Annotated in this window: 22 protein-coding genes, 16 tRNA genes and 1 rRNA gene (1 of these 39 cut by a window edge); 4 read left to right on the top strand and 35 right to left on the bottom strand. The window is 50.4% G+C overall.

Annotated features, from left to right (window positions below; translation table 11 throughout):
* Positions 1-19: 19 nt before the first annotated feature.
* The 4 genes from PJDR2_RS05895 to PJDR2_RS05880 are packed head-to-tail and all read right to left on the bottom strand — an operon-like array spanning position 20 to position 4043.
* On the bottom strand, positions 20-1120 hold the full coding sequence (locus tag PJDR2_RS05895; protein ID WP_015842744.1) for a Gfo/Idh/MocA family protein: 1101 nt from the start codon (positions 1118-1120) through the stop codon (positions 20-22).
* A complete protein-coding gene (locus tag PJDR2_RS05890; RefSeq protein WP_015842743.1) occupies positions 1107-1808 on the bottom strand; it encodes a ThuA domain-containing protein in 702 nt (233 codons plus the stop codon). Before PJDR2_RS05890 ends, PJDR2_RS05895 begins: the two co-directional genes overlap by 14 nt.
* A gap of 30 nt (positions 1809-1838) precedes the next feature.
* The gene (locus PJDR2_RS05885; RefSeq protein ID WP_015842742.1) at positions 1839-3008 is read right to left on the bottom strand and encodes a Gfo/Idh/MocA family protein; all 1170 of its coding nucleotides are present in this window, start codon (positions 3006-3008) and stop codon (positions 1839-1841) included.
* A 30-nt stretch (positions 3009-3038) separates the two neighbouring features.
* Positions 3039-4043: a LacI family DNA-binding transcriptional regulator gene (locus PJDR2_RS05880; RefSeq protein WP_041613301.1), complete on the bottom strand. Its 1005-nt coding sequence runs from the start codon at positions 4041-4043 to the stop codon at positions 3039-3041.
* Between the two features lie 217 nt (positions 4044-4260).
* Here PJDR2_RS05880 and PJDR2_RS05875 point away from each other — a divergent pair, with 217 nt between their 5' ends.
* A complete protein-coding gene (locus tag PJDR2_RS05875; RefSeq protein WP_015842741.1) occupies positions 4261-4602 on the top strand; it encodes a TM2 domain-containing protein in 342 nt (113 codons plus the stop codon).
* 9 nt (positions 4603-4611) lie between these two features.
* On the top strand, positions 4612-4998 hold the full coding sequence (locus tag PJDR2_RS05870) for an NINE protein (protein WP_015842740.1): 387 nt from the start codon (positions 4612-4614) through the stop codon (positions 4996-4998).
* 65 nt (positions 4999-5063) lie between these two features.
* Here PJDR2_RS05870 and PJDR2_RS05865 read toward each other — a convergent pair whose 3' ends face one another.
* The 4 genes from PJDR2_RS05865 to PJDR2_RS05850 all read right to left on the bottom strand — a co-directional run bounded on the left by PJDR2_RS05865 (position 5064) and on the right by PJDR2_RS05850 (position 9825).
* Positions 5064-6653: a peptide chain release factor 3 gene (locus tag PJDR2_RS05865; protein WP_015842739.1), complete on the bottom strand. Its 1590-nt coding sequence runs from the start codon at positions 6651-6653 to the stop codon at positions 5064-5066.
* A gap of 42 nt (positions 6654-6695) precedes the next feature.
* The gene (locus tag PJDR2_RS05860) at positions 6696-7322 is read right to left on the bottom strand and encodes a cyclase family protein (RefSeq protein WP_015842738.1); all 627 of its coding nucleotides are present in this window, start codon (positions 7320-7322) and stop codon (positions 6696-6698) included.
* A gap of 39 nt (positions 7323-7361) precedes the next feature.
* On the bottom strand, positions 7362-8906 hold the full coding sequence (zwf, locus tag PJDR2_RS05855; RefSeq protein ID WP_015842737.1) for a glucose-6-phosphate dehydrogenase: 1545 nt from the start codon (positions 8904-8906) through the stop codon (positions 7362-7364).
* A gap of 124 nt (positions 8907-9030) precedes the next feature.
* Positions 9031-9825 (bottom strand): YwmB family TATA-box binding protein, encoded by a 795-nt coding sequence (locus PJDR2_RS05850; protein WP_015842736.1) that lies wholly within the window; start codon positions 9823-9825, stop codon positions 9031-9033.
* A gap of 70 nt (positions 9826-9895) precedes the next feature.
* Here PJDR2_RS05850 and PJDR2_RS05845 point away from each other — a divergent pair, with 70 nt between their 5' ends.
* Positions 9896-10276, top strand: coding sequence for a hypothetical protein (locus PJDR2_RS05845; RefSeq protein WP_015842735.1), 381 nt, complete (start codon positions 9896-9898; stop codon positions 10274-10276).
* Positions 10277-10351: 75 nt separating this feature from the next.
* Entirely contained in the window at positions 10352-11017 is a 666-nt protein-coding gene (locus tag PJDR2_RS05840; protein WP_015842734.1) for a hypothetical protein, read from the top strand.
* 103 nt (positions 11018-11120) lie between these two features.
* Here PJDR2_RS05840 and PJDR2_RS05835 read toward each other — a convergent pair whose 3' ends face one another.
* The 27 genes from PJDR2_RS05835 to PJDR2_RS05705 form a co-directional block, all read right to left on the bottom strand.
* Positions 11121-11813 (bottom strand): response regulator, encoded by a 693-nt coding sequence (locus PJDR2_RS05835; RefSeq protein ID WP_015842733.1) that lies wholly within the window; start codon positions 11811-11813, stop codon positions 11121-11123.
* A 10-nt stretch (positions 11814-11823) separates the two neighbouring features.
* Entirely contained in the window at positions 11824-12840 is a 1017-nt protein-coding gene (locus PJDR2_RS05830) for a sensor histidine kinase (RefSeq protein WP_015842732.1), read from the bottom strand.
* Between the two features lie 130 nt (positions 12841-12970).
* Positions 12971-13672 carry a PspA/IM30 family protein gene (locus PJDR2_RS05825; RefSeq protein ID WP_015842731.1) on the bottom strand — a complete coding sequence of 234 codons (702 nt, stop codon included), beginning with the start codon at positions 13670-13672 and terminating at the stop codon, positions 12971-12973.
* Positions 13673-13674: 2 nt separating this feature from the next.
* Positions 13675-14169 carry a PspC domain-containing protein gene (locus PJDR2_RS05820; RefSeq protein WP_015842730.1) on the bottom strand — a complete coding sequence of 165 codons (495 nt, stop codon included), beginning with the start codon at positions 14167-14169 and terminating at the stop codon, positions 13675-13677.
* Positions 14157-14843: a PspA/IM30 family protein gene (locus tag PJDR2_RS05815; protein ID WP_015842729.1), complete on the bottom strand. Its 687-nt coding sequence runs from the start codon at positions 14841-14843 to the stop codon at positions 14157-14159. Before PJDR2_RS05815 ends, PJDR2_RS05820 begins: the two co-directional genes overlap by 13 nt.
* A 24-nt stretch (positions 14844-14867) precedes the next feature.
* Positions 14868-15167, bottom strand: coding sequence for a LiaF transmembrane domain-containing protein (locus tag PJDR2_RS05810; protein WP_015842728.1), 300 nt, complete (start codon positions 15165-15167; stop codon positions 14868-14870).
* Between the two features lie 214 nt (positions 15168-15381).
* Positions 15382-16485 carry a GerAB/ArcD/ProY family transporter gene (locus PJDR2_RS05805; RefSeq protein ID WP_015842727.1) on the bottom strand — a complete coding sequence of 368 codons (1104 nt, stop codon included), beginning with the start codon at positions 16483-16485 and terminating at the stop codon, positions 15382-15384.
* A 6-nt stretch (positions 16486-16491) separates the two neighbouring features.
* Positions 16492-16731, bottom strand: coding sequence for a hypothetical protein (locus tag PJDR2_RS05800; RefSeq protein ID WP_015842726.1), 240 nt, complete (start codon positions 16729-16731; stop codon positions 16492-16494).
* A gap of 15 nt (positions 16732-16746) precedes the next feature.
* The gene (locus tag PJDR2_RS05795; RefSeq protein WP_015842725.1) at positions 16747-17949 is read right to left on the bottom strand and encodes a Ger(x)C family spore germination protein; all 1203 of its coding nucleotides are present in this window, start codon (positions 17947-17949) and stop codon (positions 16747-16749) included.
* 33 nt (positions 17950-17982) lie between these two features.
* Positions 17983-19443: a spore germination protein gene (locus PJDR2_RS05790; protein ID WP_015842724.1), complete on the bottom strand. Its 1461-nt coding sequence runs from the start codon at positions 19441-19443 to the stop codon at positions 17983-17985.
* A 167-nt stretch (positions 19444-19610) separates the two neighbouring features.
* Positions 19611-19692 (bottom strand) — tRNA-Leu (locus PJDR2_RS05785).
* Positions 19693-19704: 12 nt separating this feature from the next.
* A tRNA-Arg gene (locus PJDR2_RS05780) sits at positions 19705-19781 on the bottom strand.
* A 17-nt stretch (positions 19782-19798) separates the two neighbouring features.
* A tRNA-Cys gene (locus PJDR2_RS05775) sits at positions 19799-19872 on the bottom strand.
* A 9-nt stretch (positions 19873-19881) separates the two neighbouring features.
* Positions 19882-19956: transfer RNA gene (locus tag PJDR2_RS05770), tRNA-Gly, on the bottom strand.
* Between the two features lie 5 nt (positions 19957-19961).
* Positions 19962-20036: transfer RNA gene (locus PJDR2_RS05765), tRNA-Gln, on the bottom strand.
* Positions 20037-20067: 31 nt separating this feature from the next.
* Positions 20068-20143, bottom strand: a tRNA-His gene (locus PJDR2_RS05760).
* A gap of 22 nt (positions 20144-20165) precedes the next feature.
* A tRNA-Trp gene (locus tag PJDR2_RS05755) sits at positions 20166-20239 on the bottom strand.
* Between the two features lie 3 nt (positions 20240-20242).
* Positions 20243-20326, bottom strand: a tRNA-Tyr gene (locus PJDR2_RS05750).
* Positions 20327-20333: 7 nt separating this feature from the next.
* A tRNA-Thr gene (locus PJDR2_RS05745) sits at positions 20334-20409 on the bottom strand.
* Between the two features lie 26 nt (positions 20410-20435).
* Positions 20436-20511, bottom strand: a tRNA-Phe gene (locus PJDR2_RS05740).
* Between the two features lie 15 nt (positions 20512-20526).
* Positions 20527-20603, bottom strand: a tRNA-Asp gene (locus PJDR2_RS05735).
* Positions 20604-20639: 36 nt separating this feature from the next.
* Positions 20640-20716 (bottom strand) — tRNA-Met (locus PJDR2_RS05730).
* Between the two features lie 17 nt (positions 20717-20733).
* A tRNA-Val gene (locus tag PJDR2_RS05725) sits at positions 20734-20809 on the bottom strand.
* Positions 20810-20890: 81 nt separating this feature from the next.
* Positions 20891-20965: transfer RNA gene (locus PJDR2_RS05720), tRNA-Glu, on the bottom strand.
* Between the two features lie 39 nt (positions 20966-21004).
* Positions 21005-21095: transfer RNA gene (locus tag PJDR2_RS05715), tRNA-Ser, on the bottom strand.
* Positions 21096-21098: 3 nt separating this feature from the next.
* Positions 21099-21174, bottom strand: a tRNA-Asn gene (locus PJDR2_RS05710).
* A 136-nt stretch (positions 21175-21310) separates the two neighbouring features.
* Positions 21311-23680, bottom strand: a 23S ribosomal RNA gene (locus PJDR2_RS05705) (it continues 563 nt past the right edge of the window).

Here is a 23680-nt window from a genome sequence, read left to right as displayed (position 1 = left end):
ATGGCTTATATTTAAAAAATTAGTCCAAGCTGTTCGGTTGAAGACCAAGCGTAAACGGCGCCGGCTTCTCGCAGCTGCTCTTCATGGTATAATGCGCGCCTTGCTCGGCCGCATCGAAGAAGCCATGCATCGCTTCCAGCACGTGATAAGCAAGCTCGCCGCTTGGACGCGCTTTGCGTCCGGTAAGCGCCGCTTTCGCAAGATCGGCAGCGCCTAGGCCGCGTACGTTATCCGTGTTCGGATACACGAGCGGAATCTCCGACCACTCATGCGAGCCCGCGCGTTTGAACTGGATAGGACCGCCAAACGTATTGGGATCCGGAACAAGCAAAGTGCCCGCCGAGCCGTACACTTCGATGCGAGGCAAAGTGGACCCGCCTCTTACGTCAAAGGTTTGCAGAATCGTGCCAATCGGACCGGATGCAAATTCGATAATGCCCGCGACATGCGTTGGAACCTCAACCTGAATCTTTTGCCCGAACTTCGGCTGGCTGGTAATCGTCCGTTCAGGGAAGGAAGCGCGAGCCATGCCGGTTACGCGGCTGATTGGTCCAAGCATGGCTACCATAGCCGTCAGATAGTATGGCCCCATATCGAACATCGGGCCGCCGCCCTTCTGATAATAAAACTCAGGAGCCGGATGCCACATCTCGTGTCCGCCCGACATCATAAACGCCGTTGCGCCGATTGGCGTACCGATCCAGCCGTCTTCGATCAGCTTGATGCTCGTTTGAATACCGGCGCCAAGGAACGTATCCGGCGCGCTGCCCACAAGCAGCCCTTTGCGTGCCGCAAGCTCTAGCACGGCTTGCGCTTCTTCGCGGGTAACCGTGAATGGCTTCTCTACGTATACATGCTTGCCGGCTTCAAGCGCCTGCAGGCATACCGCCGCATGCGCCTGCGGAATCGTCAGGTTGATGACCATACCGATTTCCGGATCGGCGAGCAGTTCTTCCACCGAGCAGCCGCGGATGCCGAATTCCTCGGCTTTCGCCTTCGCGCGGTCTACATCCAAATCCGCGCAAGCGACAATTTCCATCGAATCGAATTTCGTTCCGTTGTTCAAATACGCGCTGCTGATATTGCCAGTTCCGATAACGCCAACCTTAAGCTTTTGCATGAGCGTGAGTCCCTCCGTTTACCGCTGCCGTTTTGCCTTCCGCACACCAGTTGAAGCCCCGGCGCATCATTTCTTTGACAACGGGAATATCGATAATGTTGGCTTGGTGGCCAAGCGAGTTATAATAAACGCGTCCAACGCCCCAACGCTTCGTCCAGGCTACCGGCATATCAACCGCCTTGTTCAGGGAGTGAGGCCCTTCAGTCACCGGGAACCGGGTTGTTGCGAGCACTTCAACTGCCGGATCGACATGCAGGTAATACTGCTCCGAGCTGACTTCAAAGTCTTCGATGCCTTCCGTCAGAGGGCTGGAGCTATGCTTGATATTTACGACATAATCCGTACCGTCATTGCCCGGATGCGCTACCCATTGGCCTCCGGTCATGAACTGCCAGTCTACGTTTTCCCGGAAAGCATCGCACATGCCGCCATGACAGCCGGCAAGGCCAACGCCGCTTTGAACGGCTTCCGATACGTTTTGCACATACTCCGGCTTAATCTTATCCATCGTCCAGATCGGAACGATCAGATCAAGGCCCTTCAGCTTTTCCCCGTCCGCAAACGCGTCCAACGTATCCGATACTTCTACCTCGAAGCCTTCCTTCGCCAGCACGTCTTGAAAAATACCCGCAACTTCCTTCGGCTGATGACCGTCCCAGCCGCCCCATACGATCAGTGCTTTTCTCATCGTCTTCGTTAGTCTCCTCTGCCCGCAGAATTATTGGAACTCTTTCAAAGCAACCCAACGGCGTTCCGCAATCGAACGTTCCACCGCAACAAGCACCTCTTGGCATCTCACGCCGTCATGGAAGTTAGGCACCGGCTGACGGTCTTCCGCGATTGCCGTCATCAGCTCATGCACCTCATGAGTGAAAGTATGCTCGTATCCGATTGTGTGACCGGCCGGCCACCAAGCATCCATGTAAGCATGGGAAGCATCGGTTGCGAGTACGCGGCGGAAGCCTTGCACATCGTCGGCATCCTCCGTGAAGTATACCTCCAGCTCGTTCATCCGTTCGAAGTCGAACTTGATGCTGCCTTTGCTGCCGTTAATCTCGAACGCATTCGTGCAACGGTGGCCTGCCGCAAAGCGCGTCGCCTCAAAGCTGCCAAGCGCACCATTCTCGAACCTTGTCAGGAACAGCGTTGCATCATCAACCGTTACTTCACCGCGCGGCGCGTCCGCACCGCTTTTTGTTGCGCTAAGACCCGTCATCGATTCGGACACCGGACGTTCCTTGACGAAAGTCTCTTCCATCCCGATGACTTCCTGGAACTCGCCAACGAGGAAACGGGCCATATCGATCAAATGAGCGCCAAGGTCGCCATGCGAACCGGAACCGGCAATTTCCTTCTTCAGTCGCCATACCAGCGGGAATTCCGGATCAAGAATCCAGTCCTGCAGGAAGACGGCGCGGAAGTGATGGATTTTACCGATACGGCCTTCCGAGATCAGCTTCTTCGCCAATTGAACAGCCGGAGCAAAGCGGTAGTTAAAGCCAACCATATGCTTCACGCCTGCTTTCTCGGCAGCAGCGAGCATTTCGTTAGCATCTTCAAGCGTCAATGCAAGCGGCTTCTCGCAGAACAGATGCTTGCCCGCTTCGGCGGCCGCAATCGTAATCTCCTTATGAGCATCGCTTGGCGCATTAATGTCGATCAGATCAATATCCTCGCGTGCGACCAGCTTGCGCCAATCGGTCTCGCTGCTCTGCCAGCCGAATTGCGTCCGCGCCTTCTCGAGACCCACCGGATCACGTCCGCAGATCGCCGACATTTCAGGCAGTACCGCGGTTTCCGGGAAAAACATCGGCAGCGCGCGGTACGCGTTGCTGTGCGCCTTCCCCATAAATTTATAGCCAACCATTCCGACACGAAGTTTGCTCATTCTTAAACTACCGCCTCTCGAATACGTATTTTAGGTTGTTTCTCTCTTAATGAGTTGAACGGGAAGAATCGTATTCCCCGGCTCTTCGGTTTCCGCTGCCAGCAGCTTCATAGCCGCTCTCCGTCCCATCTCGTAAAAAGGGACCGATACCGTCGACAGCTTCGGCGTTACGATTCTCGAACTATCCGAGTCATCGTAACCAATCAGGCCGATATCCTTGCCCGCTTCAATGCCGTGCTCCCGAAGACCGTCCATCAAGCCAATCGCCATCCGGTCATTAGCCGCAAAAACAGCGTCAATCTGCCTGCTCTTAATTCCCTCAACTAGCCGCGAGGCCGCTTCATACCCGCTCTTCCTGCTGTAATTACCGGTAAATATCCGCTTTTCCTCGTGCCGAATTCCCGATTCCTCCAGCGCACGTTTATAGCCGGCAAGCCTGTCCCCGCTGCTAGAGAAAGCATCTGGCCCGTTTAGGAAGGCAATCTGCTTGAAGCCGTTTGCAATAAGATGCTGAACAGCCGTATAGCTTCCCGACTCATGATCCGCATCAACGGTCAGGTATCCTTCCTCGTCAAACCGCTGGTTCACAAGGCAGAACGGATAACCTTCTTCTTGAAGCTCGGCTAATGCTGCACGTTCCTCGGCAACATTCTGAGCGCCCAGCACGATACAGGCATCCACCTTCTGCGTTCGGAACAGCTTGGCATAATCACGCGGACTGTCCTGCTCTCGGAATATTAGCAGCAGATCATAGTTGCAGGCTTTCGCCGCCTCGCCGATCCCGCTTAAAATTTCCGCGAAATAATAGGTCGAGAACAGATGAACCTTCGGCACAAACGGCAGAATGACGCCAACGTTCCCGCTTTTCCTTCTGGCAAAACGCTGGGCAAGCGAATTAGGCACATATCCCAGCTCTTTGGCCGCCTCCAGCACGCGGATTCGAGTCTCTTCCTTAATAGGCCCTACATTGTTCAGTACCCGGGATACCGTTGCTTCCGATACACCGGCCAGCTTCGCTACTTCTTTCCTGCTGATAGTCGGCGCCTCCTGTTATTGCATTTATTACTTAAGTCATTTGCTGTTGCATTTCTATAATGTACACGCGTACATTATGTCATGAAAGCGCTGTTCCGTCAACCGGATAAGGCAATAAAGATTTCCATTATTTTTACGTAAATTTGGGTTGTATGATTTTTACATAACCCCTATACTTTAGCTGGTGGACTACAATTTAGATAAAGGGGAGCAATACATGTCATTTAACATCGCGCAAAAAAGCCAACTCGACGCCAGGGAACTACTTCTGCTGGAGCAAGAAGTGAAGGATCGGGGCAAGAATATGATCGTCGCTTACGTGCTCTGGTATTTCCTCGGCATGTTTGGCGGTCACCGCTTCTATCTCGGGCGCAAGGGCTCCGCGATTGCACAGCTTATTCTAACTATTTCCGTAATCGGTACGATCGTGACTTCCGTCTGGTGGATCGTGGATGCTTTTCTCCTGCACCAATGGGTGAGAGACCGCAACCGCGCTGTCGAGGGTCAGCTTATTGATGAAATTTTGGCTCACAAGCATTTTCACGGTGGTTCATTCTAGGAGGTCCCCATGAATCGACAAGACCTCACGCTGAATGAATTGATGGTATTCAACTCCGAGATGCGAAGTAGCGAAAAATCGGCGGCTATCGCTTATCTGATGCTTCTTGGCGGTCACTTGGGTGTACACCGCTTTTACCTGAAGCGCAAGAAGACAGCCATTATCCAGCTGATTCTCTTCCTCATCGCAACTCCAGCCTATATATTACTCAGTATTGCATCCGCAGCTGAACAAAAGGCCTTGCAAATTATCGGAATCATCCTATTCGCCCTGCCTGCCGCTGCCTTGTTCATCTGGGTTATCGTGGATCTCTTCTTAATCTCCAGAATGGTCAAAGAGTACAACAAGGAAGTCGAACGGGATTTAATTGAGCAAATTATCCGCTACCGGCAATAGCAATGCAAAAAAATCCCCTGATCTCAACCGATCAGGGGATTTTTTCATTATGAGTCTGTTTCCACTTAGGGAGCAGTCTCCAGGAATTTCATTGTTGGATTCTTATCCATCGCTGTACGCATCGCATATTCATTCTCGAAGAGAACAACGTAATTGCCTTTTTTGTCCTTCACGAGGGTAGAGTTGATCCGGAACTTCGAAGGATCGATCTTGTCGTCAATGATCCAGCGCGCGAATTGGAACGGCATACGGTGCAGTTGAATATCAACGCCGTATTCACCCTTCATCCGGTACTCGAATACCTCGAACTGCAGGTGGCCGACTACGCCAAGAATCGTTTCGTCAGCAAAGCCGCTTGCAGAGTAGAACACCTGAATGGTGCCTTCCTCCGTCAGTTGGTCTATACCCTTCTGATACTGCTTATGTTTCAAAGCGTTCTTCACGGTAACCTTAGCAAAGATCTCCGGCGAGAATGTCGGAAGCTCGTCGAATACAACCTCGGAGCCTTGCGACAAGGAATCTCCGATTCGGAAAATACCCGGGTCGAACAAACCGATAATATCGCCCGGATAAGCCGTTTCGACAATATCGCGGTCCTGCGCCAGGAATTGCTGCGGCTGGGACAGCTTAATGTCTTTGCCTGCACGGATATGGCGTACGCTCATGCCGCGTTCGAAACGTCCGGAGCAAATCCGAAGGAAAGCGATACGGTCGCGGTGTGCCGGATTCATGTTGGCTTGAATCTTGAAAACATAACCGGAGAACTTCTCGTTTGTTGGGTCAACGGAACCGTTTGTGCTCATCCGTGGAGCCGGCTTTGGCGCCAGCTCCAGGAAGTTCTCCAGGAAGGTTTGAACGCCGAAGTTGTTCACGGCGCTGCCGAAGAAGATCGGTGTCAATTCGCCTGCCCGAACCTTTTCGAAATCAAATGGATCGCCCGCTACATCAAGCAGCTCCAAGTCCTGTATAAGCTGATCATGCAGGTAGTCGCCAGCCATTTCGCGGATGATAGGATCATTATAATCCTCGACTTTGCGAACCTCGATCGTACTGTGGTCATTGCCCTGGAACAGCTCAACCTGATTTTTCATCCGGTCGTATACGCCGCACAGCTCGCGGCCCATGCCGATTGGCCAGTTCATTGGCACCGAACGAATGCCGAGTACCCGCTCCAGCTCTTCCATCAGCTCGAATGGGCTTTGGCCTTCACGGTCCAGCTTGTTAATAAAGGTGAAGATCGGAATACCGCGTTTGCGGCAGACCTGGAACAGCTTGATTGTCTGCGCCTCGACGCCTTTCGCAACGTCGATCAGCATGACCGCGCTGTCCGCTGCAGTCAGCGTACGGTACGTGTCTTCGGAGAAATCCTGGTGACCGGGTGTATCCAGAATGTTAACCCGGTGTCCCAGGTAATCGAACTGCATCACACTGGACGTAACGGAGATACCGCGCTGCTTCTCGATTTCCATCCAGTCGGATGTAGCATGACGGCTCGCTTTGCGGGCTTTTACCGACCCTGCAAGACGAATAGCTCCCCCGAATAAGAGGAGCTTCTCTGTTAACGTGGTTTTACCGGCGTCAGGGTGAGAGATAATCGCAAAGGTACGGCGTTTATCTACTTCCTGTGTTATTTCATTACTTAACGTTTGGCTCATGCTTGCCTTCCCTTCATGGCGTCGCCGCGAAGCAACGCTCCTTTATCCATTCCCGATCAGCAGCGCGCGTGCCGGCGCCGCTTCAATACCGGTCAATTTCAAAGGTGCAATCACCATGAAATAAGAGCCAGGGGGCACTTCCTTCAGGCGAAGCCCTTCTACAATAATGACATTGTTGCGGAACAACGTCCGGTGGGTTGGATACTCCGCCTGGGAGCGTTCAATCCCAAGTCCGTCCGTACCAATCCCGCGAACCCCTATCTCAACGAGATAACGGGCGCCATCCTCCCGCAAGAATACAAAATCGGATTCAAAGGAATCCGTATATGAATTCTTCGTTTTCACAAGAATGAACTCGCCCTTTTGCAGGCCATGCTTCTCCAGGTCTTCTCTTGTAATGCTGTCGTTCACGTCCGTGAAGTCCAGAACCCGGGCATTTCCGACGAGCTCCTCGAGACCAATTGTTTCGATTGTTGAGCCATCCTCCGGCAACATATGCAGAGGCGCATCGACATGGGTGCCGCAATGGACATCCATATCGATGCGCGATTCGTTAACGCCGTCTGGAGAGGTAGGCTGAGAGTTGATTTCGGGCTGCTTGCCGTCATGGTTGCCCCATACCGGCATGCCCTTTTCGATTGTCATCGAAATATCGTAAACCTTAAACATTAAGGCATATCCCCCCGTCAGCGGTGTGCTATAAATGAATTACTTGCCGCTATTCGATACCCAAATCACATTGTCTTCTGCTTGCCCGTTAACCGGCCACCATTTGAAGCCGTCTTGCGCCAGCAGCTTTTCAGCTTTCTCTGGGCCCCACGAGCCCGCAGGATAGTGCTGCAGATCAGTCGGATCCTCACGCCATGCAGCTGCAATTCGGTCAACGAATTCCCATGCTTGAGCCACTTCATCCCAACGGGTGAAGTACGTCGAGTCACCGCGAACCGCATCATGGATTAGGCGCTCATAGGCTTCCGGAGTATTGATGCCGATTTGGCAGCTTTGGCAGAATTCCATGTTTACGGGTTGTACCGAATTGTCTTCGCCCGGCGTTTTGGCATTCATTTTAATATAGATGCCTTCCATCGGGTTAACGCGAATAACGAGCAAGTTCGGCTGCAGGTCATGACGCTGCGCGAACAATACGTTTTGCGGCATCGATTTGAATTCGATAACAACTTCCGTTGTTTTTACCGGAAGGCGTTTGCCTGTACGGATGTAGAACGGTACTCCCGCCCAGCGGAAGTTATCAACCGCCAGCTTAGCGGCAAAATAAGTTTCCGTTGTGGAGTTCTCGCCTACCGAGTCCTCTTGACGGTAACCGGGAAGTTCTTTCCCTTTGAGGGAGCCTTCGCTGTATTGGCCGCGTACAACCTGGTTGCGCACTTCGTCGCTCGATTTGTAAGGACGAAGGGAACGAAGCACCTTAACCTTCTCGTCGCGGATATCTTCGCCATGCAGACGGCTAGGCGGTTCCATAGCGATCATCGTCAGCATTTGAAGCATATGGTTTTGACCCATGTCGCGAAGGGCGCCGGATTTATCATAGTAACCGCCGCGTTCTTCTACGCCAACCGTTTCGGAGAGTGTAACTTGCACGTTTGCGATATGATTATTGTTCCACAGCGGCTCAAAAAACGCATTCGCAAAACGAATCACTTGAATATTTTGCACCATCTCTTTGCCGAGGTAGTGGTCAATACGGTAGATTTCTTCTTCTTTGAATACTTGCGTGATTTGGTCATTCAGCTTTTGTGCCGATTCCAGATCATAGCCGAACGGCTTCTCGATTACGACGCGGTGCCAGCCCTTGGATTCGAGCAGTCCGCCGTCACGCAGGCTGAACGATACAGGTCCGAACAGCGACGGTGCAAGCGCCAGATAGAACAAACGATTGCCCGGAATATTGAATTTTGCATCCAGTTGATCGGACAGAGTAGCCAGACCGCGGAATGCTTCTACATTGTTAATATCAAGAGGCATATATTCGAAGTGCTCCGCGAAGCGGTTCCAGAGCTCTACGTCATCTGCTTTATAACGGCAGAATTCCACAATGGACTCATACAGGTCGGCGCGGAACTGCTCGTTTGTACGCTCTCTGCGTGCTAAGCCTACAACGGCGAAATTTTCAGACAGCTTTCCTTCTTTATATAGGCTGAACAAGGCAGGAAACAACTTGCGCTTCGCCAGATCGCCTGTCGCCCCGAAGATATAATAAATAGCGCCTTGCGCATTTGATGATTCAACGTTCATAACAGTTCAGTTCCCTCATTCTTTCCATATATTTTTTTATTTTTATTTATGTAGTTTAGCATATTAATCCTTAAACTGCTATTGATCCAATCATAAAAAAAACTAATTAGCCATCATATTTCTTCTAATCGTTTCCTGCTTCCGAAACGGTGTAATCTCCCGTTATTAACGGGGTTCCGACGATTAAAGACAACGCTCCGGATTCCGTTTCGCGATGCTCGGCAATTTGCAGATTCGCCTTCTTCCCCGCCCCTGCTTCTACCGATGAAAACAGCTTTTCAGAGTAGTAAGCTTCGCTGACCGTTCCGCTCTCATCCTTGTACCGGTCAATCCGCTTGCCGCCCGCGGCCTGGGCCAGACGTTCCGCTGCGTTATTATATTCCGTCTTGCCCCGAACCGTCATCCCTCCGGAATAGGTAACGCCCTCCTTTTTTAATACGGCTTCCGTACGGTTTACGATAGCAAGCAGCTGCTCCTTGTCCGCCTTTTGAGTGGTCGTAAATACAAGCATCGCCTGATGCTCCGACGTTAGCGGGAATATGGACAGTGTTCCCTGCTTCTGCCCCTTTTCATCCGCCTGAAGCCGCTCTTCCGCCTGCTCCAGGCCAGATGCTTCCCCTTCAAGATCCCATCTTATTGTCCATTCGGTATCAGCTGCGCCTTTACTGTAGAGCTTGTCCGTCCACTGCCATAGCAGAACTAGATCATGAGCAACGATACCGGGATTTTCATCGGACCGGAGCTGATCCCTATTGAAGACTGCCCATATGATGCCGACCACCAGTACAATTGCTGCCAAAATAACCGCGCGCCGTGCTTTCTGCCGGTTGGACTGCTCGGCTGTCTTTTGAACAAATCGATTCGCTGCGATGTCAATAACCTCCCCTTGACCATTTATTACTGCTAGGTGTTTAACCATACCTATTCGCCTCTGGGTGAATACACTGGTTGCAAAGCCTAATGCAAGTAAACATAAGGAGGAGCCTGAAATGGAACAGATTTATCCTCTCGAGGAAGATATCGTATCGCGATATTGCGGGATGCCTGTATATATCATTATGAAGGATGGATCGAGGCATATCGGTATGTTGAGCAGATGCGCGGGTGGAAAGCTTACGCTTAATGGAGATCCTAATGTTTCCTCTGCCGGTGAGCCGGAGGATGTTCCTGCTAAATCTTCGAAGAAGAACAAGAAAAGCTCAAAATCCAAACTCCAGCCTCAAGCCAAATCAAGCAAGCCGGAACAGCCCGTACAAACGCAATCCTACCCGTTTGACCCTTATTACTACGAGCCTCGCCCATACTATCCGTTCCGCGATTTGATTACGCTTGATTTCGCGCTAATTGCCTTTTTATTTCTTTTGTTCTGAGAGACACCATTCGCCAGCCTTTGCCGCGAAAGCATAATATGCTGGTCATACCAAACGTCAAAGGAGGCAGTCTAAATGCCAATGATGTCTATAACGCCTGCCAGGCAAACCGACCGGCTTCTAGCCGCTTCTCCGGTTCGCCCTTACGGCAAAAGTACATTCCGTGAAGAAGAGCCGATAAGGCTGTCTCCCGGATCTGCTATATTTGACAGCTTCGATTGGGGCGCCCCTTACCGTCATGCTGCCGAAACGGCCGCAGGATGGCTTCGGCACAGCAGACAAGCCCAGCTCATGATCCGGCTCTCCGCCCGTAAAATCAAACAAAATCCTTCTTTGTCTGTCATTGAGGAAGAACTGCGGAAGGTGGCCGGAGCCGTAAACGGACTGCTTGCTTTCCTCGAAGAGGCTGAACCCTTCCTGAGTCCGCAGCTTAGGTTCACTATTGAACAAGCAATGTCCCATCCTGCTGCGGTTGAATACGGACTGATGCTTGAGAACGGTACCTGGCAGATCCAACTCCCGGATTCCGGTAAGAACGAATCCTCCGTTCAACTGCTCACAGGTCCGCAAGGCTGGATTACCTGTCTTCACAAGGCGCTGGAAGAGCCACTATCTGCAAGAGTACTGGATTTACTGCGCAAGGATATCCCGCTTCTGCAGCCCTATAGCTGTTACTACAATTCCATGGCAACGTATTGGCCTTTTCCTTCAAGCGGAATGCTTCTTAACCGCCGCCTTTAACTTATTTTAGCAAAAACTGGGCTTCCTCTCCAGCTGTCACAAGAAAAAAGGGGCCTGCCGGAAGTTCAACTTCAGGCGAGCCCCTTTCTGATATATATGCTTTCTACTCCGCAATCCCTTGCTTATGTGCATAAATCGCCGCTTGCGTGCGGTCTTCAACGTCAAGCTTGTTAAAGATGTTCGTAATGTGGAACTTCACGGTCTTCACGCCGATAAACAGCTCGTCCGCTATTTCCTGATTGGACATTCCTTGCGCTACCCGCTTCAGCACGTCCATCTCCCGTTCCGTCAAATCATCATGAAGCGCGGCCTGTACCGGCTGCTTTGGTTTGCGGAGCCGGTTCATCATCTTGGCGGCAACCTGCGACTCCAGTACCGACTGTCCGCGTGCCGCTGCGCGTATCGCATCCGCAATCTCCGTTGCTCTCGCCGTCTTGAGAAGGTAGCTGAACGCCCCCGCTTCAATAACCGGATACAGCTTGCTATCGTCAATAAAGCTGGTTAATACGATAACCTTGCATTCCGGATACAGTTCAAGCAGCTTTTGCGTTGTCTCCACGCCATCCATGCCATCCATAACAAGATCCATAAGTACGATGTCAGGCTTATAGGCCTGAGCCAGCCGGATTCCGTCATAACCGTTGCTTGCTTCCCCTACGACTTCGATACCTTCTTCCGTATCTAACACCGCAGCGAGTCCGATACGCACCATCTCATGATCATCCACTAACAATACTTTAATCCGTTCATTCAGTTGCTCGATCGGTTCCACCTTATTCACCGCTTCCTTCAACATGTACATGGTCCTACTTCTCTATATCGCCGCCGTCAATCGGAACCCGGATATCTATGCTTGTTCCCTCTCCCGGTTTTGAGATCATATGTAAATAGCCGCCAAGCTCATTCACACGCTCTTCCATCGTTAATAAACCGTAAGAGGTTTGTTTCTTCGCTTCCAGGTCGAAGCCGATGCCGGTATCTTTTAATAACATACGTACTTCGGGGCCTTTCCGATGCAGCTTAATTTCCATACTTTCCGCTTTTGAATGCCGAAGGGTATTCGACAAGGCTTCTTGCGCGATCCGGAACAAATGATCCTCCGTTTCAGGCTTCATCGTAATCGAATCATCAACATCCAGATCAATTGTCATCGGAACCTTCTGCTTAAGCTCGTCCACCAGCGCGGTTAATGCGGCAGCCAAATTTTTGCCGTCCAGGTGAACGGGTCTTAAATGCAGCAGCAGGGCGCGCATCTCTGATTGCGCTACGGAAGCCATCTCCTCGATAAGCTGTACCTGTCTCTTCGCCCGCTCCCAGTCCCGCTCAATCGTGCGGCTGACAGCCGTCGCCGTCATCGAGATTGCGAACAGCTGCTGACTGACCGCGTCATGCAGCTCTCTTGCAAGCCGCTGACGTTCTTCGATAACAGCCGAGAACTTGACCTTCTCCGTCCAGATCGCATCGCTTTGCTCCTGTTCGGACACCGGAACACCGCCTTCCTCCTCCGCCGAATTCAGCGTTACCCGATAACTGCGTCTGCGTTGCTGTTCGCTAAGCCGCTCAACTGCCTGCTTGAGTTTGGAATTCTGCAGAAAACCAACGATCGCCGCTGCTGCCATTGCTGCCCCGATTACGGTAAGTCCTAAGATAGCCCACTTGCCTTGGAAAGTATACAACCGCACGTAACCAATCGCTTGCAGCACAATGATGACAAGACTCACGATAATAATGAGCCATAATACGGTCTCGGTCACATTTTTGCGTCTTGCTTCTTTATTGGGCCTCTCCGCACGATGGTGCTCATTCGCTTGTCCTTCAGCCATCCAGGTCCACTCCTTCAAATACGCACGCAGGGAAGAGCAGACCGGTCCCCCCGTCAATTTCATTAAGTTAAAGCTTAATGAAATTGCGGTTACCCGATCCGCTCTTCCGTCTTTGCATACTGCTAGTTGATTATACTTCTTCCGGTTTGTTCAGCTTGCTTTTCAAAGCTTCAAGCTGCTCGTCAACCTTCAGCTTTTTCTCCATGTCAGCAGAACTGAAGGAGCCTGCGTTGTTGCCTGTACCGCTGTATGCTGCCGAGTAAGGAGTGCGAAGAACATCCGCTTCCGCTTCAAGCTGCATGATTTTCTCTTCCATACGGTAGAAGCCTCTCGATGCTGTACCGCTGTCGATCGTATGGTTCGAAGAAATTTGAGCCATTTGCTTTTGCGCTTTAGCAATTTGAGCGCGGGATGCCAGCTCATTGCGTTTATTTCGAAGCTGGTAGAACTCATCCTTCATGCCGTGCAATTGCTGCATCAGCTCTTCTGCTTGCGTTTTCGCTTGTGCATGAAGATCGCTGTATTCATTCACCTTCTGGTCGAAATAAAGCTTCTCTTCGAGCAGCTTGCGAGCGAACTCCTCTTGGCCGGCGCGAAGTGCTGCTTCTGCCTTCGACTCACGGTCGGCAATGCTGCGTACCGCTTCATCCAGACGTTGTTTCAGACGGCGTTCGTTAGCCATTTGTTTCGCTACCGTTACTTCCGCTTGATGAATTTCCGATTCCATGTCACGCAGATATTGATTCAGCATGACTACCGGATCTTCCATTTTATCCAATACCTCATTCACCGATGCCTTAGTCAGATCCTTCATTCTTTTAAAGATTCCCATTGTTAAATCTCTCCCTTCTCATATTTAGCCAATTTGGCGCGTAATTCTTCGATTTCTTTACGAAGTGCTTTTTTCTCCAGATCATCCATCATGCTATCGAATTGCGACGACGAGGCCTGCTGCCCGGGACGAGCTTGCGAGAAATTGTCCCATTGTCCTTGCGGCGGGTTCTTGTATGGACCGCCGAAGGAGGAACCAAAGCCGCCTTGCCCGCCTTGACCACCGTTATAGCCGTTACCGTAACCGCTGCCGCCGTAGCCGCCTCCAAACCCGCCAGGCCCAAAGCCGTGACCGTTATAAAACGTTGGTTCCTTAGGAACGATAAGGCCGGCAATGATATAGACAGGAATTGCGAAGCCACTTGTAAAGATGGTAACGACGATGAGCAGGATACGGATAAGAGTCGCATCGACATTGATCATTTCCGCGAGTCCGCCGCAAAGACCAAACAGCTTCTTGTCGCGGGTAGACCGGTACAGTTTTTTCAAGACGACCATCCTTCCTTCTCAAGCTTCTTCTTTAATTGCTGCAGCTCGCGTTCGATAACGGATTGTACTTGATTGCCTGCTTCGCTGATGAACTCTTTGCCCATCCGGCGAAGATCATGCAAGCTTTTTGCCTCCATCTCCATATCGCCGATCCGGTCTTCCAATCTGCGGAACATCGAGCCTGGCTGAATGCCGCCCGCTTGGCCGCCTTCTGTGTACCGCGCATTCATGCGCTGCTGAAGTCTGAGCGACTCCATTCTGGCTGCATAGTATTCGCGTTTGTCATAGACGAGCTGATATTCGCTCCGCATTTCGCGAAGCTGGTCTTCCAGGTCCATCGTATTCTGACGGCTTTGCTCGTACAGCTCGCGGTATTGATTCGATCGTTCCTCGCTTGTCGTCTTCTCGTGAAGGGCGATTCGTGCAAGCTGCTCTTCGCCGGCTTTCAATGCGGTCAGCGCTTGCTGTTCGCGCTTTTCCTTCTGCTGTTCTGCTTGCAGCCATTGCGCTTTCAGATGATTGCTATGTCCCAGATATTGCTGGTGCAGCCGTTCCGCTTGAATAATCTCTTCGCGTGTCGACCAGAGGAACTGGTCAATCAGGCGAACCGGATCTTCTGCTTTCTCCAGTCTTTCATTTAAACTTGCCACTGTAATGTCGCGCACTCGCCGCATAATGCTCATGTATGGCCCTCCCAACTTTTTTTATTAGAAATGTCGATTGTTGTTCTTGTTTTTCACCATCGAAATACCGAACAGGATCAGCACGACAGCAATACCCAGCATAATCAGTTTGGATAATGCCGGCAGCAGCATCAAAATACCGATTGCGCCTACAATACCGCCAATAATCTTTCGATTGCTTCTCCAGGCAACTACCCCAAGTCCGATCAATACGATTGCGAACAGGGTACCTACCAGTGCACCAAGATGGATGCCGAAGAATTTTAATACCATGATGCCGCCTGCAACTGCAAGCAATAAGCCTAACGCTTTTTTACCATCCATTGCTTCTTCCACCGCCTCTCAAAGATTGCTTTGTTTTTCTCTTCTTGTGAAGCTCTCTTGCTTATGTTCCTATTGTAGATCGAATCCGCGCTTTCTAAAACGGACCAACGACGGTTTCTATGCTAGACCTAGGTCGAGTGGCTCTTCCGCCTTAAGGGTCGAATCTTGTCCTGTAACGACAAAAAAGGCGCTCACTCTATCCAGAGTCAGCACCTCATGATGATGATTGGTTCTCCTTAAAGCTGGAACGGAAAGCATCTATGCCAAGCAGCCCAACTGGGATAAGGACCATAAAGATGGTCGCGTACACGGAGAAAACCTTGGGCGTAAACGCAATAAAGCTAATGATATTGTCATAGACAAGAAGAGACAAGAAAACAAGCAGCAGAGCAAACGGAAGGGTCAACGTACGGTATTCTTTCAATTTCAACGTCTGAGCTGTCCCAAGTGTTACGGCATACACGCAAATCACCGTCTTGAAAAAGATCGTGATCAACCATATAATCGCCAGCATTGCCTCGACCCTCTGTAGAAAGTTCCCCACGCTGATTTGCTTCGCCAGGGTATAGCTGGCATACATATTCCTCTGCGTAAATTCAGTGCCCAGCACCAACGTCGACAGCAGAACGCTAACGATAATAACCACGCTGCCAAGCAATGTTCCTGCGATCAGGGCGCTTCTTGCTTTTTCCGGCCGGTTCGAATAGGGAATCAGCATCATTAGAATAACCTGTTCTTGAAGATTAAAATAATAAAACGCTCCTAGAATTATTGGTTTTATTCCATTCTCGAAAACAGGCTCAGCCCGGTCTAACTCAATCTGAGGCAGCAGGAAAAAGGTCAAGAACAGGAACAATGCGATCACAAAAGGCAAGAAAATCTCTGCTGCCCTAGCCGTTGTCTCAATACCAAGCCGAACCGCGTAAACCACTACAACCATAAATATAATGATGATTATTTCGATTGGCGTATTCGGCATGATATGAGTAGTCATAAAATTCCCCACGACCCGAAGCAAGAAAGAAGACAGCAAGAAGATAAACGATAGGAAAAACAACGAAATGGCCTTTCCAAGCCATTTCCCCAATATCTTCTCGCTAAATTCCGCAAGAGTTAGCGTAGGATAGCGGCCGGCCAGCGCGCTGTATGTCCATACGCTTAGAAGATTGGCTGCTATCCCTATAAGGCATGCAATCCAGCCGTCTTGTCTGGAGAACACGGCTATGATGGAGGGAACGATCAGAATGGAGGTGCCAATCGTATACAGAAGCGTAAGTACGGTCAACTGCCGGTGACTTATTTTTCCTTTCTCAAGCAATCTCCATCATCCCCCACTTAAATTTTGAAAAATTGCCTCGGCCAGGGGCCGCAGCATATAATCGAGCCCGTTTACGGGATTAGGAATATGCAAATTGAGGAACCTCATAATCACCAGCACGATACCTAACCCCATCAGACAAGAGAATACCCAAAGATCCTTCTTCAGCTTTCTCTTCCTCAACGACGGTACTTCAATCAGAATAATTACAGCTGCAGCTGCGAATAGCCATATATATTTCATCATAGTTGCTATTCCTTCTTAGTTCATTTCTTGCATAAACGAGTTATTAACCGTGCCGGTCTGCCGGATATTGACCACAACGTCTAGCTTGACCGGCATTTTCTGAAAGACGGAGTCCCAATTATTTTCAACTTTTTTCCAATAGGCAGGATTTGCGCGATGAACAACATCCCCAAAACCAAATATATCAACTTTGTACTTTTCCTGAGCCTGATCGATTGTTTTCTGCACAAAGCCTCTTATCGCATCCTCGCTTTTGTGCTCCATTTTATAAATAGACGATTTTTGAGTCAGATCGATTTTACACAACACTTCGCCTATGCTGGCCTCGATACGGATCGCTAAATGTATTTCCGGTTCTCCGTTTACAAACTTGGCTTTGGGTATCGTCTTTGATCGAATGACCTCAATAGTCATTTTCCCGCCATCAGGACACTTAAGAACCCCCACCGTATTATGAACATCGTTATGGATAAAAGAGTAACCCCTGCTTTCCACTTCATTCAGCCAGCCAATAAGCTTATCCTGGTTGATAACAGCCAAGCCTGAATACTGCAAGTGGGCTGCAGAAGCAATACTCTCCACATTTTCTCTGCTCATCCCTTTTTCCTGATCTCCTCGTAGGCGAAGTCCGGTAACAACCGGTTGTTTGCCTTTGCTAACGATATCCATAATGAGCTGATCCAGCGTTATCGATGCAGTTGGTGCCCATTGCTTCTGCGAGTTAAGCAAAGAGGAATACATCTGATTGGCAGGTATAGCCTCCAAATGGGTTAATATTTTCAACGTGCTTGCAGCGGTAGTCTCTCTTGCAATGGCGATGTAGAAATCGGTGCGATGCTCATAATATCTGGACATGTACTCAAGAGCGTCTCCAATCCCTTCTTTGGCTAACTCCTCGCCTATGACTAACATCCGAAGGTGGGCCGAATAAATAGGCCTCGGCGATACCGTGGTCATTTTTCGTATGGCTTCAAATATGGTTCGCCCCCTCGCTTGGTAAAACGTAACGGGAGTCCGTGTCATCGTTCTGTTGTTTGCGGCAACTTCTCCCGGGTCAACCACCTGAACCGAAACCTGGTATTGATTCTCCCCATCCTTATCGATTCCGATTGCCACGGCAATAGCTAGATCATTAAGCTCGCGGCGATTCCAGCAGCCCGCCAGCGTCATCGCTATTAAAACAAACAATAAGGGAACTAATAGTCTTCGCATCATCATCGCAATTCCTCATCTCGTTGCCTTTATTCTCGATTAACGCTTCGGACCGGGAGCCTTGTTATTGCCGCGGGTAATATTATTCTGACTAATTAGACGCAGACGTTTCCGCATCGCCCAATGCGGCAGCCGGAATAAGGTATCCTTCGTATCCTCGGCAATAAAGGGGCCAAACGGACTCATATACGGTACTCCGAATGTACGAAGACTGCATAAATGGAGTACGAGCGCAAAAATGCCCAAGATAATCCCGTATAAACCAAACGACGCAGCCAGACCCATTAACGCAAAACGGATCATCCGGATGGAAATCGACATATTCATTGCAGGCACAACAAAGCTTGATATAGCCGTGATGGACACGACAATGACCATCGCTGCGGAAACAATCCCGGCATCAACAGCTGCCTGTCCAATAACCAATGTACCGACAATCGAAATGGCCTGCCCCATTGTTCTTGGCATGCGAACCCCAGCTTCACGTAGGATCTCGAACGTAATCTCCATAATCAGCGCTTCGATAAAAGCGGGAAAAGGTATCCCCTCCCGTTGGGCAGCAAGTCCAATGAGCAGTTGAGTAGGAAGCATTTCCTGATGAAAGGTCGTTATGGCTATATATAGCGAAGGCCCTAACAAGGCAATAAAAATCCCCACAAAACGAAGAATCCTTATTAGCGAGCTGATATCCGCGCGCTGGTAATAGTCCTCTGCAGAATGCATGAAGGAAATAAACAGTGCTGGAACGACAAGAACATGAGGCGTTCCATCCACCAATATCGCCACTTTGCCTTCGAGAAGCTCGGCAGCGATGACATCCGGCCGTTCGGAGTTATACATGGTCGGAAATGGACTATAAGCGGAATCCTGAATGAGTTCTTCGATATAGCCGCTTTCCAGTATCCCGTCAATATCAATTCTGGTTAGTCGGTTACGCACCTCATCCACGATCTTATCGCTTACGATCCCTTTTACATACATAATGGAGACACTAGTCTGAGTCACTTTCCCTATCCGCATATTTTCCAACCATAAATTGGGGTTCTTTATTTTTCTTCTGACCAATGCCGTATTTGTGCGAATGGATTCCGTAAACGATTCTTTTGGACCGCGGCTAACCGTTTCCGTCATTGCCTCTGATACCGCGCGGTCTTTAATCCCATTCATAGCAATGGACAAAATTTTAGTGCTATCCCAAATAAGAATGACGTGACCTGAAAACAGATCATAATACATCGTTTCCGTCGATGTCACTTCTTCTACGTCTCCCGCAGTCAGCAAGTCCAGAAAAGGATGTTGATTCGTATCAAGCTTAGGAAACTCCACCATTAAAGTCTCCAATATAAAATCCTGAACAGATCCCGCATTTACCAGCCCATCCGCATAAAACAAATCCACTCTTTGAGAACGGTCGGCATATTCGATTTGAAATTCCTTAAAAACAATATCGTTACTATTTCCGAGTTTTTCTTTAATAGCTGAAACATCGATCTGATTCATGCTGCATCACATCACCTGTATTTGATAGTAATCAGTATGGTCATCCCCCATTCGATATAAACAAAAAAGCACCTAGCGGAGGTTGGTCCGTCAGGTGCTTATAAAGTATTTAACATGCAAAAAACGCTGACTGTACAAAGTACAATCAGCGCAATCATTTCAATATTTGGTGCCGGTGAGAGGACTCGAACCTCCACGGTTTCCCTCACGATTTTGAGTCGCGCGCGTCTGCCATTCCGCCACACCGGCATTTAGTAAATATGGCGTGCCCTAAGAGATTCGAACTCCTGACCTTTTGATTCGTAGTCAAACGCTCTATCCAGCTGAGCTAAGGGCACATTTATTGAAATAATTGTGGAGGCGCCACCCAGACTCGAACTGGGGGTAAAGCTTTTGCAGAGCTCTGCCTTACCACTTGGCTATGGCGCCACCTAATTATGGAGCGGAAGACGGGAATCGAACCCGCGACCCTCGCCTTGGCAAGGCGATGCTCTACCGCTGAGCCACTTCCGCATAAATGGCTGGGGATCAAGGATTCGAACCTTGGAGTGACGGAGTCAAAGTCCGTTGCCTTACCGCTTGGCTAATCCCCAACAAAAACCTTTTTTTAAATCTTAGTGAAAATGGGGCGATCGATGGGACTTGAACCCACGAATGCCGGAGCCACAGACCGGTGCGTTAACCCCTTCGCCACGACCGCCATACTCACTATAAAAATTATCTGGCAGGGGCAGCAGGAATTGAACCCACACCAAAGGTTTTGGAGACCTTTGTTCTACCTTTAAACTATGCCCCTAAGTGGTGGAGGGTGATGGATTCGAACCACCGAACCGTTAGGAAGAGATTTACAGTCTCCCGCGTTTGGCCACTTCGCTAACCCTCCGTAAAACTGGTGCCGGCGATAGGAGTCGAACCCACGACCTACTGATTACAAGTCAGTTGCTCTACCAACTGAGCTACACCGGCATATTAACTTTTCCAACCATCTAACATGGTGGCTCGGGACGGAATCGAACCGCCGACACGAGGATTTTCAGTCCTCTGCTCTACCGACTGAGCTACCGAGCCTGATGTTTGATTAAATGGCGGAGCTGACGGGATTCGAACCCGCGGTCTCCTGCGTGACAGGCAGGCATGTTAGGCCTCTACACCACAGCTCCACATCGAATTCTCGGTAACAACCGAAGATAAAGTTTTGGTTGCGGGGGCAGGATTTGAACCTGCGGCCTTCGGGTTATGAGCCCGACGAGCTACCGAGCTGCTCCACCCCGCGTCATTATGAATCTTATATGGTGGAGGCTGAGGGGATCGAACCCCCGACCCTCTGCTTGTAAGGCAGATGCTCTCCCAGCTGAGCTAAGCCTCCATATTCTCTCGAGCGACTTTTATAATATATCACATTCAAGTCTGCTTGGCAAGAACTTTTTTATTTCTTTTTTTGTAAAGATGGTGACCCGTAGGGGATTCGAACCCCTGTTACCTCCGTGAAAGGGAGGTGTCTTAACCCCTTGACCAACGGGCCTTACTTATTACGTAGCAATCTGCTATGTAAGAGAAATTATGGCAGAGAGGAAGGGATTCGAACCCTCGAGACCCGGTTAGAGCCTACACGATTTCCAATCGTGCTCCTTCGACCACTCGGACACCTCTCTATATGGCTCCCCGAACAGGACTCGAACCTGTGACAACTCGATTAACAGTCGAGTGCTCTACCAACTGAGCTATCAGGGAATATATTCAAAGCTTGCGCCTTGAAAACTGGATACGAAAGTTTGAATTCCTTAAGTGTTCCGATTGTTACACCGGGGTCCCCGAAAAGTAATCGGAATAAGCTATAACGCTTAACTTCACTTTTTGGGGGTTGTTTTAGGATAAGCCCTCGACCGATTAGTATTCGTCAGCTCCACACATTGCTGTGCTTCCACCCCGAACCTATCAACCTCGTCGTCTTCAAGGGGTCTTACTAATTGGGAAATCTCATCTTGAGGGGGGCTTCACGCTTAGATGCTTTCAGCGCTTATCCCGTCCGTACTTGGCTACCCAGCGGTGCTCCTGGCGGAACAACTGGTACACCAGCGGTACGTCCATCCCGGTCCTCTCGTACTAAGGACAGCTCCTCTCAAATTTCCTGCGCCCGCGACAGATAGGGACCGAACTGTCTCACGACGTTCTGAACCCAGCTCGCGTACCGCTTTAATGGGCGAACAGCCCAACCCTTGGGACCTACTTCAGCCCCAGGATGCGATGAGCCGACATCGAGGTGCCAAACCTCCCCGTCGATGTGGACTCTTGGGGGAGATAAGCCTGTTATCCCCAGGGTAGCTTTTATCCGTTGAGCGATGGCCCTTCCATTCGGTACCACCGGATCACTAAGCCCGACTTTCGTCCCTGCTCGACTTGTTGGTCTCGCAGTCAAGCTCCCTTATGCCTTTGCACTCTCCGAATGATTTCCAACCATTCTGAGGGAACCTTTGGGCGCCTCCGTTACATTTTAGGAGGCGACCGCCCCAGTCAAACTGCCCACCTGACACGGTCCCCGAACCGGTTTCACGGTTCCAGGTTAGAACTCCGATACGATCAGGGTGGTATCCCAACGTCGCCTCCACACAAGCTGGCGCTCATGCTTCTCAGGCTCCCACCTATCCTGTACAGATCGTACCAAAGTCCAATATCAAGCTGCAGTAAAGCTCCATGGGGTCTTTCCGTCTTGTCGCGGGTAACCTGCATCTTCACAGGTATTAAAATTTCACCGGATCTCTCGTTGAGACAGCGCCCAAGTCGTTACGCCATTCGTGCGGGTCAGAATTTACCTGACAAGGAATTTCGCTACCTTAGGACCGTTATAGTTACGGCCGCCGTTTACTGGGGCTTCGGTTCACAGCTTCGGATTGCTCCTAACCGCTCCCCTTAACCTTCCAGCACCGGGCAGGCGTCAGCCCGTATACTTCGCCTTACGGCTTCGCACAGACCTGTGTTTTTGCTAAACAGTCGCTTGGGCCTTTTCACTGCGGCCCCCTCGGGCTATTCACCCTACCGAGGCACCCCTTCTCCCGAAGTTACGGGGTCATTTTGCCGAGTTCCTTAACGAGAGTTCTTCCGCGCGCCTTAGCATGCTCTGCTCGCCTACCTGTGTCGGTTTGCGGTACGGGCACCTAGATCTAACTAGAGGCTTTTCTCGACAGCCGGAGTACATGACCTTCGCTACTGCAATTTTCGCTCCCCATCACAGCCTAGCTTACGCGAGTTGCGGATTTGCCTACAACTCTGCCTCACTGCTTGGACGGACTATTCCATCAGTCCGCGTCACTGCCCTTCTGTGTCACCCCATTGCTCAAACAATCTTCGGTGGTACAGGAATTTCAACCTGTTGTCCTTCCACTACGCCTTTCGGCCTCGCGTTAGGTCCCGACTTACCCTGAGTGGACGAGCCTTCCTCAGGAACCCTTAGGCTTTCGGCGGACAAGATTCTCACTTGTCTTTTCGTTACTCATACCGGCATTCTCACTTGTATGCTGTCCACCAGTCCTTACGGTCTGACTTCAACCTACATACAACGCTCCCCTACCCAAGCACCAAACGGTGCATGCCATAGCTTCGGTGGTGTGTTTAGCCCCGTTACATTTTCGGCGCAGAGTCACTCGACCAGTGAGCTATTACGCACTCTTTAAATGGTGGCTGCTTCTAAGCCAACATCCTGGTTGTCTTTGCAACTCCACATCCTTTCCCACTTAACACACACTTGGGGACCTTAGCTGATGATCTGGGCTGTTTCCCTCTTGACAATGGATCTTAGCACTCACTGTCTGACTCCCGGTAAACATGTCTATGGCATTCGGAGTTTGACTGGACTTGGTAACCCTTGGCGGGCCCCGCACCCAATCAGTGCTCTACCTCCACGACACTCTTAACCGAGGCTAGCCCTAAAGCTATTTCGGGGAGAACCAGCTATCTCCGAGTTCGATTGGAATTTCTCCGCTACCCCCACCTCATCCCCGAATTTTTCAACATTCGTGGGTTCGGGCCTCCAGTGCGTGTTACCGCACCTTCACCCTGGACAGGGGTAGATCACACGGTTTCGGGTCTACGACCACGTACTATATTCGCCCTATTCAGACTCGCTTTCGCTGCGGCTCCGTCTTCCCGACTTAACCTTGCACGTGAACGTAACTCGCCGGTTCATTCTACAAAAGGCACGCCATCACCCTTTTAACGGGCTCTGACTTTTTGTAAGCGCACG

Source organism: Paenibacillus sp. JDR-2 (assembly GCF_000023585.1).
Taxonomy (GTDB): Bacteria; Bacillota; Bacilli; order Paenibacillales; family Paenibacillaceae; genus Pristimantibacillus.
This window is presented reverse-complemented; position numbering and strand designations above follow the sequence as displayed.

Coding starts and splice junctions, on each gene's coding strand:
- PJDR2_RS05890 (WP_015842743.1), bottom strand. CDS start 1,808: ATGAGAAAAGCACTGATCGTATGGGGCGGCTGGGACGGTCATCAGCCG.
- PJDR2_RS05870 (WP_015842740.1), top strand. CDS start 4,612: ATGAATCGACAAGACCTCACGCTGAATGAATTGATGGTATTCAACTCC.
- PJDR2_RS05885 (WP_015842742.1), bottom strand. CDS start 3,008: ATGAGCAAACTTCGTGTCGGAATGGTTGGCTATAAATTTATGGGGAAG.
- PJDR2_RS05895 (WP_015842744.1), bottom strand. CDS start 1,120: ATGCAAAAGCTTAAGGTTGGCGTTATCGGAACTGGCAATATCAGCAGC.
- PJDR2_RS05850 (WP_015842736.1), bottom strand. CDS start 9,825: ATGGTTAAACACCTAGCAGTAATAAATGGTCAAGGGGAGGTTATTGAC.
- PJDR2_RS05820 (WP_015842730.1), bottom strand. CDS start 14,169: ATGGTCGTCTTGAAAAAACTGTACCGGTCTACCCGCGACAAGAAGCTG.
- PJDR2_RS05835 (WP_015842733.1), bottom strand. CDS start 11,813: ATGTTGAAGGAAGCGGTGAATAAGGTGGAACCGATCGAGCAACTGAAT.
- PJDR2_RS05810 (WP_015842728.1), bottom strand. CDS start 15,167: ATGGATGGTAAAAAAGCGTTAGGCTTATTGCTTGCAGTTGCAGGCGGC.
- PJDR2_RS05875 (WP_015842741.1), top strand. CDS start 4,261: ATGTCATTTAACATCGCGCAAAAAAGCCAACTCGACGCCAGGGAACTA.
- PJDR2_RS05845 (WP_015842735.1), top strand. CDS start 9,896: ATGGAACAGATTTATCCTCTCGAGGAAGATATCGTATCGCGATATTGC.
- PJDR2_RS05790 (WP_015842724.1), bottom strand. CDS start 19,443: ATGAATCAGATCGATGTTTCAGCTATTAAAGAAAAACTCGGAAATAGT.
- PJDR2_RS05815 (WP_015842729.1), bottom strand. CDS start 14,843: ATGAGCATTATGCGGCGAGTGCGCGACATTACAGTGGCAAGTTTAAAT.
- PJDR2_RS05860 (WP_015842738.1), bottom strand. CDS start 7,322: ATGTTTAAGGTTTACGATATTTCGATGACAATCGAAAAGGGCATGCCG.
- PJDR2_RS05800 (WP_015842726.1), bottom strand. CDS start 16,731: ATGATGAAATATATATGGCTATTCGCAGCTGCAGCTGTAATTATTCTG.
- PJDR2_RS05830 (WP_015842732.1), bottom strand. CDS start 12,840: ATGGCTGAAGGACAAGCGAATGAGCACCATCGTGCGGAGAGGCCCAAT.
- PJDR2_RS05840 (WP_015842734.1), top strand. CDS start 10,352: ATGCCAATGATGTCTATAACGCCTGCCAGGCAAACCGACCGGCTTCTA.
- PJDR2_RS05795 (WP_015842725.1), bottom strand. CDS start 17,949: ATGATGATGCGAAGACTATTAGTTCCCTTATTGTTTGTTTTAATAGCG.
- zwf (WP_015842737.1), bottom strand. CDS start 8,906: ATGAACGTTGAATCATCAAATGCGCAAGGCGCTATTTATTATATCTTC.
- PJDR2_RS05825 (WP_015842731.1), bottom strand. CDS start 13,672: ATGGGAATCTTTAAAAGAATGAAGGATCTGACTAAGGCATCGGTGAAT.
- PJDR2_RS05865 (WP_015842739.1), bottom strand. CDS start 6,653: ATGAGCCAAACGTTAAGTAATGAAATAACACAGGAAGTAGATAAACGC.